The following is a 13,056-nucleotide window of genomic DNA, read 5'->3' on the forward strand; positions in this document are numbered from 1 at the left end:
AGAATCATGCCGGGCCTAGCTGGCCAAATCCTCGATTGTCGAGGAATGAAGATAGTAACGGGGGCAAGCAGGTGGGGTGGGCGTTCCGGCGCCGTTATCACATGTTGTGATATATCTGTGAATGTTTTGCGTCACACGTCGCTGATGGATGTTGCAAGGCAGTGCTTACAGCTCGTTGAGTAATCGATAACAACATTGATTAAAGAAACGTTTCATAACGCCTTCGGGAATTGTGCCGGTGCATTGTGCGATGTTGGGCGTAGCCCTTCTTTAGTTTTTCGCTGGCATCCGCGGTGTGATGTTTGCTGCGCAAGCGGTTTGGTGTTTTTGCTTTTGCGCTGGCATCCGCGTTATGGTGTTTGCCGTTCAAGCGTCGCCCCTGTGCGGGGCGGCACCTACTTTTCTTTGCCGCCGCAAAGAAAAGTAGGCAAAAGAAAGCGGCTCACACCGCCAGCTCTTGTGTTTGCCTGAGGGCCCCCAACCGGTCTTATGCTTCGCACGGCAACGTCCTTGTTCGCGTGCGTTGCCAACGCTTTGAATGAACGCCTCACCCGCTTCGAATGCCTGTGCACGGGCTAGCGGCAGCGAATGGTTTGCGCCGCCCAGGTGGCAAACTGTGTGTAGGTTGTCGCGTCGTATAGCCTGGCGCTCTTACATGGAGGTATGCGCGTGCTATCGGTCCGAAGTGAGGCGTGCGAGGCACTACGGCCTACACACAGTTTGCCACCTGGGCGGCCGTGGAATATCTGGCATGGCGTGCTCCGACGCGGGTGCGTGAAGCGGGTGAGGCGTCAATTCGGAGCGTTGGCAACGAACATGAGTCACGTGATTGCCGCGTGAAGTGAGGGACCGGTTGGGGGCCCTCAGGCAAACACAAGAGCTGGCGGTGTTAGCCGCTTTCTTTTGCCTACTTTTCTTTGCGGCGGCAAAGAAAAGTAGGTGCCGCCCCGCACAGGGGCGACGCTTGAACGGCAAACACCATAACGCGGATGCCAGCGCAAAAGCAAAAACACCAAACCGGATGCCAGCGCAGAGGCCAACACACCGAACCAGCACTGCGAAGGCAAATCACAGCCCCCGCCGAAGCCAAAAACCAAACCCAAATCACATAACGGCAAGCTGCGCAGCAGCACTCCTCAACGCGCTCCGCAAACCCTCCTCAACAACAGGATGATAAAAAGGCATCGCGAGCATCGCATCAACGGTAAGCCCCATCTGCAACGCCCACGACAGCAAATGCGCAATATGCTCAGCATCCGGCCCGATCCACTCAGCACCCACAAACCGTCGCGTATCGCGATCCACATACACATGCATCAACCCGCGATTCCGCAGCATCACGCGGCTACGACCCTGATCCTCAAAGCTCACTTCACCCGTCACAAACGACCCATCAGCAAGATCCAGGAACCGCGCCCCAACCATCGCAATCCCAGGCTCAGAAAACACAACTGAAATCGCGGCCCGCCGCACAAGCGGCTTCACATCGGGATACCGCGCGGCATTGTCGCCCGCAGCGCGACCTTCATCGGCGGCTTCGTGCAAGAGCGGCAGCACATCATTCGCATCGCCCGCGATAAACACGGGATGCTTGCCCGCCTGCAAAGTCAGCGGATCAAACACAGGCACACCGCGCGCATCGACCTCGAGCGTCGTGTTATGCAACGCAAGCTTGTCCATATTCGGCCGACGGCCTGCCGTCACCAGCACATAATCGAACGTGTCTTCGTGCAATTCCCCCGCTCCATCGCGATAACGCAAACGCACGCTGTCACCTTCGCGCGTTGCCGCTTCCACCTGCGCATGCGTCTCGAAGTGAAAAGAATCCCTGAACACATCACGCGCATAATCCTTGATCGCCGGATCGCTCAACGGCCCAACGCGCCCACGCGCACCGAGCATCGTCACGTCGGCGCCAAGCCACGCGAGCGCCTGGCCGAGTTCAAGCCCGATCACGCCCGCGCCTACCACCGCGACCTTGCGCGGCAGATCGTCCCACGCAAAGACGTCGTCGTTGACGATCGCGCGGTCGCCGAGCGCCTGGTACATCGCGGGCACATACGGCGATGAGCCCGTCGCGATCACGACGCGCTTCGCGTGCACGCGGGTGTGCTCGCCGACCTGCAGCACGTTATCGTCGATGAATTGCGCGTAGCCGATCAGCCGCTCTTCATCGGGAATGCTTTCCGTCGATTCGACGACGAACCCAACAAAGCGGTCGCGCTCGCCCTTGACGCGCGCCATCACTTCACGTCCGTCGACCCGCACGGCGCCATCGACATGCACGCCGAACGGTGCCATGCTGCGCGCCGCATGCGCGGCTTCGGCGGCGGCGATCAGCAGCTTCGACGGCATACAGCCGACGCGCGCACAGGTCGTCCCGTACGCGCCGCCTTCGATCAGCACGACACTCGCGCCCGCGGCCTTCGCGGCGCGGAAGGCGGACAAGCCCGCGCTGCCCGCGCCAATCACTGCAACATCGATATGAAGCGTCTTCATGATGTTCCTCGTTCTGACGGGGCGGTGGCGGAATCAGTGTGCTGTGCCGCGCGCATCGCTGCCGTCCAGTAGAATCGGTTTGCATTGCACGGTTCCACTTTACGGTCCTGCGTGCGCGTTGCTAATCCTCGAACGATTCAAAAACATGCTTAATCGGCTCAACTCGCGGCTCAACTCGCGGCTCAAACGGCGGCTCAAATGGATCTGTTAAGCCGCTTCCTGTCGCTGATGCCCGTGAGCGGGCGTGTCGATGTCCGTTGCCACTTCGGCGCGCCATGGGCAATCGAAGAAGGCCCTGCGGGCGTACGGGAGATTCCGTATCACGTGCTGCTGTCGGGGCGCGCGGTGCTCGAAGACGGTAACGGGCCGCCCGAGCATCTGGCCGCGGGCGACATCATCGTGTTTCCAACGGGCAGCCCGCACCGCATCCACGACGGCAGCGGCGCGCAGCCCGTCCCCGTCACGGAGCGGCGCAACATCATGCTGACGGTCGCGGAGAATAGCGGCACGGGCGACACGGTCGACATCCTGTGCGGCCGCTTCCTGCTCGGCGCCGTGCCGGACCGGCTGCTGCGCGATCATTTGCCGTCGCGGCTGGTGGTGCGCAGCGGCGCGCAGACGAAGACCCATGCCGACGCGGCGGCGAATGGCGAACAACCGGACGGCGTCGCGGGCTCGCGGCTCGCGCGGCTCATTCAACTGATGCGCGAAGAGGCAACGGACGAATGCCCCGGCAGCGAAACCCTCGTTAATCATCTGTCGGCGGCTCTGTTCGCGTTGACGCTGCGCTTCGCAAGCGAAGCGGCGCATCCGCCGCACGGGCTGCTGGCGCTGGCGGGGCGTCCGCGCCTGCAGGCGGCCGTCTCGGCGATGTTCGAATCGCCCGGCAAGCCGTGGACGCTCGATCAGTTCGCCGCGCTGTGCAACATGTCACGTGCGACCTTCGTTCGGCAGTTCCAGGAGGCGATTGGCCGCTCGGCGACCGACGTGCTCACGGAAGTCCGCATGACGATCGCGGGCCGCATCCTGCTCGAATCGACGACGCCCGTCGGCGATATCGGCGAGACGGTCGGCTATCAGTCAGAAGCGGCGTTCCAGCGCGTGTTCAAGAAGCAGATCGGCGTGACGCCCGCGCGCTGGCGTGCATCGGGCGGGCACTTGCAGTCGGCGCAGGATGCCGCGGCGGATGAAGCTGCGGCGGACGCAGAGCAATAGAGAATTTCATAAACCGCACAGCATGCGCCGGGGCCCTTGCGACCGGCCGTGTGCATCTCTCGGAAACCCTTGCCGCACAAGGCGTCGAGCCATCACGCAGAAGCCGCGCGTGACGCTTCACGACGCCTGCGCCTAAAAGCGGTGAGCCGATCGAGCATCTTCATGAGACGCGCCGACATTAACGGCCATCCGATGCGCACCTACAGTTGAGCCATCCCGTCGCCGACGGCAATGCTTCTCGAAGGTGCTCAACATGAAACGCGTCTATCAAGCTCTCGTTCTCGCGGCGGCATTGGGTCTGCCGCTCGCAAGCCACGCTGAATCTCAATCGACGGCGACGCGCGCGCAGGTTCGCGCCGAGCTGATCGGCGCGCAGCAATCCGGCCAGTACCCGCAAAGCGACACGAACTATCCGGAGCCGGCAAATTACTCGGCCGCTGCGCCTCACGTGTTCCATCGCTCGCATGATCTGATCGCGACTTCGTATGGTCCGTCGGTCAGCGGCAGCGCTGGCTCGGGTTTCCGCACGACGCGCGCCCGCTCGCTGGCAGGCGCATCGTCCGCATTCGACGACATCTATCGCGGCCAGTAACGCGCCGCATTCACTACGCTCACGGAGATAATCATGTCCGCAATCACGATCTACACGACACCGACGTGCCCCTACTGTCTCGCCGCGAAGGCGCTGCTCAAGAAGAAGGGTCTGTCGTACGAGGAAATCAACGTGCAGAGCGACCGTGCCACGGCGCTCGCGTTGATGGAACGCACGGGACGCCGCACGGTGCCGCAGATTTTCATCGGCGAAACGCATGTGGGCGGATTCGACGATCTCAACGCGCTGGAAACCGCGGGGAATCTCGATCCACTGGTCGAGTCCAACGCGGTGCGTTGAGCGCGACGCGCGAGTCTGGAAAGACTCAGCCGCGAACGGCAGCGCGTCGTTCGCGGCTTTTTACTTTGTGCTCGCGCGTCACGAACCGACGCGCGGCAGATACGTCGCGGGATTGATGGGCTTGCCGTCCTTGCGGACTTCGAATTGCATCGAGCCGTTGCCGTGGTCCGTCGCCGCCATCTCGGCGATCGTTTCGCCGCGTTTGACGCTCGTGCCTTCCTTGACGAGCAGCTTGCGGTTGTGTCCGTACGCGGTCACGAGCGTGTCGTCGTGCTTGATGACGATCAGCTTGCCATAGGGCTTGCCGCCGTCGCCCGCGAACACCACGCGGCCCGACGTCGCCGCTTTGACGGGATCGCCGGCTTTGGCCGCAATCACGATCCCCTTTGACTTGCCCTGTCTATACGCCGCGCTCAGCGTGCCGCGCGCAGGCCAGACGAAGCTCGGCTTGCCGGTGTCCGCGCTCTTGTCGTCCTTCTTGTCGGTGCTATCGGCCTTGTCCGTTTTTGGATTGATCTTCGCGGCGTCGTCGGGCTTTGCGGGCGCGCTCGTGCGCTGTTGCTTTGCCTGAGCGGATGACGCAGGGGCATCGCTGCCGCTGACTGCGTCGGATGGCGGCGTGACGCGCAGCACGCCGCCTGTTTCGATGTGGCCCGGGTCGGTGAGGTTATTCCACTTGATGATGTCTTCGCTGCGTTGCCCGTGGCTCGTCGCGATGCGATAGAGCGTGTCGCCGGGCTTCACGCGGTAGTAGCCGTCGGACAGCGGCTTGTCGGCATTGACGGGCGGGCGCCGTGCCGGACGTTCGGTCGAAGCGGGCGACGCTGCCTGCTGCGGAGGCTGCTGGAGCGACCGATCTTCGGGCGTCATCTGCCAGGGCAGCGTCGTGCAGCCGCCGATGAGCGATAGCAGGGCGAGGCCCGCGCTCGCGCGCGCATGCGTGCGGCGCTTCGGTTGCGTAGGTGTCATGTCGGTCTTCCTCTTGTCGTTCTGCGATGCCGCGGCATCGGTTCGCGCGTGCCGGGCGAACGGCGTGGCGCGGACCGGGCAGCGCAGAACGGAAATCTGACAGACAGCCGTGACGGATGTTTCTGGAATCCTGAATGTTTTACGGTACTTCGCGTTTTTGCTTTTTACGCGCGCAATTGTGTTGCGAAGCGTCGACTGCTGTGTGGCATGTGTGCCACACAGCCGCGATCACGGGCGGCGCTTTTTCCACGCGTAATCGGCGGGCGGATCGGACGCGCCGGCCTTGCCGACGGAGCGCGGGTTCTCGCTGCAGAGCGTGACGAAGCTCACGTCATCGCCGGCAGCCTGCTTCTTGCGCAGCGTTTCGGTGAACGCGAGCGCTTTGGTCATTTCGTCGGCGGCGAACCGCTCGAAGCGAGCGGTTCCCGTCGACGTGCCTTCTTCCAGCCAATACACGACGAACATGTGTTTCCTTCAATCAACTTCGACAACGGCATCACGCGAGATCGAGCGCCCCCGTCAGATCGCCGATGGGCGTCAGCCCGTTCTGCACCAGCGCACGGTCACGCAGCGCGACGCCATCCAGTGGCGCTAGCCCATGCACGCGGCTGATCAGGCGCAGGATCGAGTTGGTGTCGTACACCGAGTGATCGACATAGCCCTTCTTCGCGAGCGGCGAAATGATCAGCGCGGGAATGCGCGAGCCCGGTCCCCAGCGGTCGCCTCTGGGCGGCGCGACGTGATCCCACCAGCCGCCGTTCTCGTCGTGCGTGACGACGATCACTGTGTTCTGCCATTGTGGGCCGCGCTGGATATGCTCAATGACGTTCGTGATATGCCGGTCGCCGGACTCGACGTCCGCGTAGCCCGCATGCATGTTCAGATTGCCCTGCGGCTTGTAGAACGTCACGGCGGGCAGGCGCCCAGCGTCGATATCGGCGATGAAGCGGTTGGTCGATGCGTCGTCGCCGACGCCGCCGTCGCGCAGATGCCGCGCGCGCGCCGCCGTGCCGGGCGCGAAGTTCGCGAAGTAGTTGAACGGCTGATGGTGATACTGGAAGTCGGGCACGGCGCCCGTATCGCGATGATCGAGCGCGTATTGCCAGGCGCCGCTATACCACGCCCAGTCGACGCCCTTGTCGCTCAGCCGGTCGCCGATCGTCGCGTAACGCTGCGGCGGCAGCACCTTCGGGTCACCTGGATTGGCGAGCGCGGGATCGCCGCCCTCGGCGGGGCGCACCATGCTCGGCTGATAGGGCGGCGCCATCGTGTTGACCGCGTAGCCGTCGGGTGTGAACGGGCCGTCGCTGACGAACACGGGTGGGCCTTCGAGGGCCGTCTTCGGCGAATTGGGCGCCTGCTTCAGCCGCGTGCCCGTCGGGTCGTCGCCTTCGACGACGGATACGAGCTTCTTCCCCGGCCCGCTGCCGATGTCCGGCACGAGCGGCGCCTGCGCGGAAATCAGAAAGATGTGGTTGAGCCACGAGCCACCGAACGCGGCCATGAAGAAGTTGTCGCACAGCGTGTACTGCTGCGCGAGCGCCCACAGCTTCAGCGATTCGCCGGAGCTGCGGTAATGGCCCATCACGAGGCCGCCCGAATCGCCCCATGCGGCGAACTGGTTGTTGCGGCCTGCGTTGATCTGCATCTGGTTCTGATAGAAGCGGTGCACGAGATCGCGGGTGATCACGCTGTTCGGCAGCGGCGCGCCGTGCGCGTCGGTCAGATGGAACGGCTGGTTGCGCAATCCGGCGATATCGCGTTCGGCAATCATGTAGCGCTTGCCGTCGACTTCCTGCGCTTGCGGCACGAGGCCGCCCCAGATTTTCGGCAGCGTGGCGAGCGGCGTGTTGCCGTCGCGGTCCAGTTGCACGTAGCGCTCGGGCGTGACGGCGGAGAGCGGATACTGCACGCCGGGGAAGTTGCCGAACAGGTTCGCGAAGCTGCGGTTCTCCGCGTAGATCACGACGATGCGCTTGACCTGATCGCGCAACGCGTTGTCGAGCCGTGCGTCGGCCGCGCTGCGCGGCGCGCCCGTCGAGGCGCTGTCCACCGACTGGCAGCCCGCCAGCGCGAGGCCGAGGCCCGCTGCGGCAAGGCCCGTCAGGACGCGGCGGCGGTCGGGATCGTCGGGGCGGTCGTCGGCGGGGAGATCGGAAGCGGTGGGCAGATTGGGGTCGTCGTGCTCGTTCATCGGTCAGTCTCCTGGCACAGTGAATCGCAAAAGAGGCACAGCGGGGCAGGGCGAAAGGCGGCGCGCCTTGGCGTCGGCCGCGCGCCAACCGCATCGTCGCATTCGTCAAGGGCGGTTAGCAACCCGTTTGGCGGCTTGTTTTGCGCCCTGTTTGGCAAGGCGGTTGCGTTTTGGATAGTTTGCTGATCTGGCTTGGCCCGGCCATGCGTCGGGCGTGGTCACGGATGATGGCGCGCTGGCGGTTTGCCGCAAATCACGCGCGGCAAACCTGCCCGGTGGCAGCGGCTACAGGCTTCCCTTCAGCTCATCGAGCGACACGCCAAGCTCGCCCGCGAGGTGCGTCACGAGCGCTTCGAGCCGCTCGACGCGCTCGCTCAACTCGCGCTGCTGCGCGCGCAGCGCTTCGAGTTCGCCGGGCGGCAGCGGCTCGTCGGAGAGTGCCGCGGCGCCGATCTGTTCGGGCGTGGGCTCGCCGCACAGCAAATGCATCCAGCGGCTCTCGCGCTCGCCCGGCGTGCGCCCCAGCTTGACGACGCGCGGCGGATCATTGTCGGCAAGCTCTTCGAGAAACGCCTCGACGGACGACGTATCGGCGAAGCCGTGCAGGCGGGCGGTGGCGAGCCGCAGCTCGGCTGCCGTCTGCGGGCCGCGCAGCAGCAGTGCCGTCAGCAGCGCCGCCGACTGGCGCGGCAGGCCGAGCACGCGCTCCATGTTGTGCTCGAAGCGCGGCACGCGGCTGCTGCTGCCTTCGAGCACCAGCGAAAGGCGCTTCATGGAGTTGATCGCGTCGAGAATCTCGGATTCGCTGACGTTCATCACGGGCGAGCGCGAGGTCTTCTGATTGCAGCCCGACGCGAGCGAATTGAGCGACAGCGGGTAGGTGTCGGGCACGGTGTGCTGCTTCTCGAACAGCACGCCCAGCACGCGGGCTTCGAGCGGCGTGAGCGCCCGCATGGCGGGGCGCGGGGTATCGTCGGTGGTGGAATTCATGGGCAATAGACTCGATAGAAAGCCGCGTGTGCGACGGCGCGAGCGCACAGGCTCGCGCGTTAGCATAGTCTATTGCCGTTGGCGGCGGGACTGGAAGCGTTCCGGCCGTCGCTTCGCTGGGGGTGCTACGGCATGTCGTACGGATCGTCGGGCACGTCGAAGACGGTGTCGTCCACGTCGAGTTCGATCGAACAGCTGTCCGTCGACGCCGGCTGCGCCCTCGACACTTCGACATGCTGACGCACGAGATCCCTCAGACGATCCTGCACGACGCGGCGTTTGGCCGTATCGAGCGCGGTATAGCGGTCGATCTGGGCATCGCCGAGCTTGAGCGTCACGACGCAGCGCGCATCGAGCGTCGTGTCGCGGGCCGTTTCAACGACCCAGGAGAGCATCAGATAGGTCGTCGGGCCTTCCTGATAGGCGCTGACAGTGGGCGCTTTCGGCGATTCAAAGGTCCCGACGAGGGCCAGTTCGATTTCCTCGATGCGCTGCGACAATCCAATCGTGTCCATGGCTGCTCCTTTATCGGTTTTCCTCTGAAATATGTATGAGCAACCGGGATGCCACTGTCCCGTCAGGCACGCGTGACATTGCGCGCCGCGAAGGGCCGACAGCGCCGATGGCGGGCTGTCACAGGCCGCGCGGTACACTGCGGACTTGCCGTTCGTCCATACTGAACAACACACAGGGGCAACCCGAAGGAGAGTCGCATGCGTACCAGCGCCCGTAATCATTTCGCCGGTCAGGTCACGGCCGTCAAGGCCGGCGCCGTCAACGACGAAATCACGCTCCGCACCCAGGACGGACTCGAAATCGTCGCGGTAATCACGCACGGCAGCGCGTCGTCGCTAGGGCTCGCGGCGGGCAAGCCGGCGTTCGCGCTCGTCAAGGCTTCGTCGGTGATCGTGATGGTCGATGCCGACAGCAGCAAGGTGTCGGCGCGCAACTGCATCGCGGGCACGGTCGCGTCGGTCACGAAGGGCGCCGTCAACAGCGAGGTCATCATTTCGGCGGCGGGCGGCGCCCAGGTCGCTGCGATCGTCACCAACGACAGCGTCGACCGTCTCGGCCTCGCCAGCGGCAAGGCGGCTGCGGCGATCTTCAAGGCTTCGAGCGTGATCGTCGGCGTCGATTGAGCGCCGACGCCGGGCGCGGGCGGCGGCACACGCCTCGCATGTCATAAGCCGTGCGATATGCCGCCTATGTCGCGTTTCCCTTCGGCAGCCAGCCAGTTAGCAGCGTAATATACCCACCGATACATCGTGCGGCATGACAGCGTCGCAACGCAATGGAGATGGACGATGGGAATGACTGGCTCGGCGGCGCTGCCGCTGCAGGAGACGACGGCAGGCGCCGTCATGCTGGCGGGCGATTTTCTGCGTCCGATGCAGGTGACGATCGACGATCTGCGGCAGCACGCGAGCGTGACGGCCGATCCCTTCGACCTGCGCTGCTACACGACGAACCGCTTCATCCGCAAGGTCGATCAGTATCGCGGCGTGCTGCTGAAGGATCTGATCGACATGGCGGGCCTGCGCAACGACCGGCCGGGCGATTTCAAGCGGACCATTTTCATCGTGCACGCTCACGACGGCTACGCGGTGACCTTCTCATGGCATGAGCTGTTCAACACGCCGATCGGCGAACGCGTACTGGTCGCGTTCGAGCGCGGCGACCAGCCGCTTTCCGTCGACGAAGGCGCGCCCATTCTGTTTTCAGCCGCTGACATTCTGCCCGCGCCGCGTCATGTGAAACGGCTGGCGGGTGTGGTTGCGCGCGTGCTCGAGCTTTGATGCGATCAACGTGGTGGTGTTTGCCGGCGTGAGCTGGCCGCCGCGCACTGGTGCAAGTGCCGATTGAAGTCCTGCGTATGGCATCGTGTATGCTTGCGCGCATGAGTCAACCGGCAAACAACATGAAGACATCGGCACATCCAAAGCCCGAGGTGCGCTTCAGAATGCGCATTCAGCAGGAAGGCACGATCGCGCTGGGACCGGGAAAGGTCGCGCTGCTCGAAGCGGTGCGCGAGCATGGTTCGATTTCGGCGGCGGCGCGCAGTCTGAACATGTCGTATCGGCGCGCGTGGCTGTTGATGGATGAATTGAACCGTTCGCTGAAATCGCCGGCGACGATATCCGAGCACGGCGGCCAGAGCGGCGGCGGCAGCGCGCTCACGCCCGTCGGCGAGGAGATCATCCGGCTCTATCGCGGCATCGAAGCGCAGGCGTACGCCGCATGTGCCGACGATATCGCCGCGCTTACGAAGATGGTGCGGCGGTAGATCTTGAACTGTTTGCGCGTGACGCCTAACCGTGACGCAAACAGAAGCGCGGCGCTCCACCGGATTGGGTGTTCGTCTGCGCGTCGGCATTGAGGCGCCCGATCAGTTCGACAAAACTCGCGACGCTCGCGGTGCGCAGCGGATACCACGCAATGTGGCCGCGTTCGCAGACACGCTTGAGCATGTTCATCGAGTCGTGATCGATGCAGTCGACGGGAAACACCACAATATCCGCGCCCGGCAATGCAGCCGCCAGCAGTCCCTTACGATCCTCGATGCCGCCGTCGTGCACGGCCATCTCGCCGCCCGCCGATTCGACGATCCGCCTGATCGCCGCATTCGAACCCGGCCTTCCGCCGACATACACGATGCGCATGCGTTCCAGGATCGCCAGCGAGGCCGAACGCCCGGACGGGTCGTCGCCCGCCGTGGCCTGAAGTGTGCGTTCCAGCGCGCTCGCTTCGGCTTGCAGCGTTTTCACGAGCGCATCCATTTCATCGAGCCGTGCGCGCAACGCACGGGCGCTTTCCTGTTCGGCGGCGACACGCTGTTCGGCGGCTTCTCGACGGTTCGTATGCAGCGCGAGACGCTCATCGCGTGCCGTCAACGCTTCGCGCAGCAGGTGCACTTCGGCGCGCAGTGCGTCGTCGGTGCCGGCATCCTGCGCCTTGGCGTGCGCCGCGCGTGTTTCCAGTTCCTGTGCGGCGGCGTCGCGCTGCAAGCTCATCTCCTGCAGACGGCTTTGCTGGCGATCGATCTTGGTGCGCAACGTGGCATTGTCTTCTTCCAGCGCGACGAGCCGCCGGATATCCGCGCGATTCGCGGCACCCACCAGATGCGACAGCATGTGCAGATCGCCGAACGCCGATTGCCGCACGCTCATGGTGGTCTGCGGATGCGTCATCAGCGCCCAGTAGGCGGGCGGAATGTCGCCGCTCTTGAGCGCTTCTTTCCATAGCGCGAGCACCGCGTCGGGGTCTTTCGCCTTGTCGAACAACCGGAGCGCGCCCGCATAACGCTCGTCCAGTGCCTTTTGCAGCGCCTTGCCACCCGCGCCGCCTTCGATCGCAAGCTCTACAGCCGTGTGATGAATTTCGAGGTCGGTGGCGCGCTGACGGTCGAGGTCGGTGAACTTCGGAACGAGCTTGCGCAGTTCATGCGTGCTCAGACACGTGCCGATGATCGAGCAGTGCAGATGCGCATCGAGTTCCGCGAGCCGCGTACGTCGTTTCAGATCGGCGAGCTGCGCCTTCGACGGCGCGCAGCAGGGATCGGCGCGTTGTGCGGAACCGATGGACGTGTCGATGCCCGGGCGGGCGAGACGAAAGGGCGGAGCGTGCATGAAGACCTCTATCCGGACATGACGGCGGACCGGGGTGGATGCGCGAACGGGTTATCGAAATATACCATCGAATATATCGAGTGCGCGCCGGGGCGAAAATCAGTGCACCGGTTCGGGTTGACGCCTGCGCGTTGGCAGCGGTGCGGGCTTGAGGGCCACCGTGCGCGGCGGCGTGGGTCTGTGCCGCTCCAGCACGTGCTCGACGCACAGTCCGACGAGGATCGCATCGACGCGCTCCAGCGCCGTCACCGTTTCGCGCATCGCCGTCGGGTTCGTGCTGAAGGACTCGGAAAACACCGCGTCGCGTGTACGTTCGAGCACGCGTGCCTGGCGGATCGCGATCTTCAGCTCGCGCAGCCGCGCAAAACGAGCGGCTTGCGCTTCGTTGCCGAGCATCGACAGCAATTCACGAAGCGACGCGGAAGACAGGCCTTCGGCCGCCAACGCCGCGTCTCGCGTAGCCGCGAACATCTGGACGAAGCGCGTGACGCTGCTGCGCAGACGCCTGAACGCATCGACTACGTCACGGATCTGCTGCGCGCGCACGTCGGCCGACATCGGCTTGAGCGTGCTGATTTTCCCGGATAGCGCATCCGTTGGCGCATCGCGACGAGTGCTGCCCACCCCGACTCTCCCGAGATTAGAACGATCGATGTATTCTACCGTATATA

Annotated in this window: 15 protein-coding genes; 6 read left to right on the forward strand and 9 right to left on the reverse strand. The window is 64.2% G+C overall.

Annotated features, from left to right (window positions below):
* Positions 1 to 863 precede the first annotated feature (863 nt).
* Positions 864 to 1,133, reverse strand: coding sequence for a hypothetical protein (locus C2L64_RS54190; protein WP_131542655.1), 270 nt, complete (start codon positions 1,131 to 1,133; stop codon positions 864 to 866).
* Positions 1,105 to 2,499 carry a dihydrolipoyl dehydrogenase gene (locus C2L64_RS25155; RefSeq protein ID WP_007587570.1) on the reverse strand — a complete coding sequence of 465 codons (1,395 nt, stop codon included), beginning with the start codon at positions 2,497 to 2,499 and terminating at the stop codon, positions 1,105 to 1,107. Before C2L64_RS25155 ends, C2L64_RS54190 begins: the two co-directional genes overlap by 29 nt.
* 198 nt (positions 2,500 to 2,697) lie before the next feature.
* On the opposite strand from C2L64_RS25155, the gene C2L64_RS25160 reads away from it, so the two are divergent.
* The 3 genes from C2L64_RS25160 (at position 2,698) to grxC (ending at position 4,606) form a co-directional block, all read left to right on the forward strand.
* The gene (locus C2L64_RS25160) at positions 2,698 to 3,714 is read left to right on the forward strand and encodes an AraC family transcriptional regulator (protein WP_007587571.1); all 1,017 of its coding nucleotides are present in this window, start codon (positions 2,698 to 2,700) and stop codon (positions 3,712 to 3,714) included.
* A gap of 253 nt (positions 3,715 to 3,967) precedes the next feature.
* Complete coding sequence (locus tag C2L64_RS25165) at positions 3,968 to 4,306, forward strand: DUF4148 domain-containing protein (RefSeq protein ID WP_007587573.1); 339 nt, start codon at positions 3,968 to 3,970, stop codon at positions 4,304 to 4,306.
* A 33-nt stretch (positions 4,307 to 4,339) separates the two neighbouring features.
* Positions 4,340 to 4,606, forward strand: a complete 267-nt coding sequence (gene grxC, locus C2L64_RS25170) for a glutaredoxin 3 (protein ID WP_007587574.1) — start codon at positions 4,340 to 4,342, stop codon at positions 4,604 to 4,606.
* Positions 4,607 to 4,684: 78 nt separating this feature from the next.
* On the opposite strand, the gene C2L64_RS25175 is transcribed toward grxC, so the two are convergent.
* The 5 genes from C2L64_RS25175 to C2L64_RS25195 form a co-directional block, all read right to left on the reverse strand.
* Positions 4,685 to 5,575, reverse strand: coding sequence for a M23 family metallopeptidase (locus C2L64_RS25175; protein ID WP_007587575.1), 891 nt, complete (start codon positions 5,573 to 5,575; stop codon positions 4,685 to 4,687).
* 228 nt (positions 5,576 to 5,803) lie between these two features.
* Positions 5,804 to 6,040: a hypothetical protein gene (locus C2L64_RS25180; RefSeq protein ID WP_007587576.1), complete on the reverse strand. Its 237-nt coding sequence runs from the start codon at positions 6,038 to 6,040 to the stop codon at positions 5,804 to 5,806.
* Positions 6,041 to 6,071: 31 nt separating this feature from the next.
* Positions 6,072 to 7,769, reverse strand: a complete 1,698-nt coding sequence (locus C2L64_RS25185) for an acid phosphatase (RefSeq protein ID WP_007587577.1) — start codon at positions 7,767 to 7,769, stop codon at positions 6,072 to 6,074.
* Between the two features lie 285 nt (positions 7,770 to 8,054).
* A complete protein-coding gene (locus tag C2L64_RS25190) occupies positions 8,055 to 8,759 on the reverse strand; it encodes a YceH family protein (RefSeq protein WP_007587578.1) in 705 nt (234 codons plus the stop codon).
* Positions 8,760 to 8,884: 125 nt separating this feature from the next.
* Positions 8,885 to 9,274 carry a DUF3022 domain-containing protein gene (locus C2L64_RS25195; protein WP_007587579.1) on the reverse strand — a complete coding sequence of 130 codons (390 nt, stop codon included), beginning with the start codon at positions 9,272 to 9,274 and terminating at the stop codon, positions 8,885 to 8,887.
* A 198-nt stretch (positions 9,275 to 9,472) separates the two neighbouring features.
* On the opposite strand from C2L64_RS25195, the gene C2L64_RS25200 reads away from it, so the two are divergent.
* The 3 genes from C2L64_RS25200 (at position 9,473) to C2L64_RS25210 (ending at position 11,043) form a co-directional block, all read left to right on the forward strand.
* Entirely contained in the window at positions 9,473 to 9,898 is a 426-nt protein-coding gene (locus C2L64_RS25200) for a TOBE domain-containing protein (protein ID WP_007587580.1), read from the forward strand.
* 165 nt (positions 9,899 to 10,063) lie between these two features.
* Positions 10,064 to 10,555: a molybdopterin-dependent oxidoreductase gene (locus C2L64_RS25205; protein WP_007587581.1), complete on the forward strand. Its 492-nt coding sequence runs from the start codon at positions 10,064 to 10,066 to the stop codon at positions 10,553 to 10,555.
* Positions 10,556 to 10,719: 164 nt separating this feature from the next.
* A complete protein-coding gene (locus C2L64_RS25210) occupies positions 10,720 to 11,043 on the forward strand; it encodes a winged helix-turn-helix domain-containing protein (RefSeq protein ID WP_007744075.1) in 324 nt (107 codons plus the stop codon).
* Positions 11,044 to 11,068: 25 nt separating this feature from the next.
* Here C2L64_RS25210 and C2L64_RS25215 read toward each other — a convergent pair whose 3' ends face one another.
* Both C2L64_RS25215 and C2L64_RS25220 read right to left on the reverse strand, forming a co-directional pair.
* Positions 11,069 to 12,385 carry a DUF2325 domain-containing protein gene (locus C2L64_RS25215; protein ID WP_086909967.1) on the reverse strand — a complete coding sequence of 439 codons (1,317 nt, stop codon included), beginning with the start codon at positions 12,383 to 12,385 and terminating at the stop codon, positions 11,069 to 11,071.
* Between the two features lie 99 nt (positions 12,386 to 12,484).
* Positions 12,485 to 13,009 (reverse strand): hypothetical protein, encoded by a 525-nt coding sequence (locus tag C2L64_RS25220; RefSeq protein WP_007587584.1) that lies wholly within the window; start codon positions 13,007 to 13,009, stop codon positions 12,485 to 12,487.
* Positions 13,010 to 13,056 lie beyond the last annotated feature (47 nt).

This window comes from Paraburkholderia hospita (assembly GCF_002902965.1).
Lineage (GTDB): Bacteria > Pseudomonadota > Gammaproteobacteria > Burkholderiales > Burkholderiaceae > Paraburkholderia > Paraburkholderia hospita.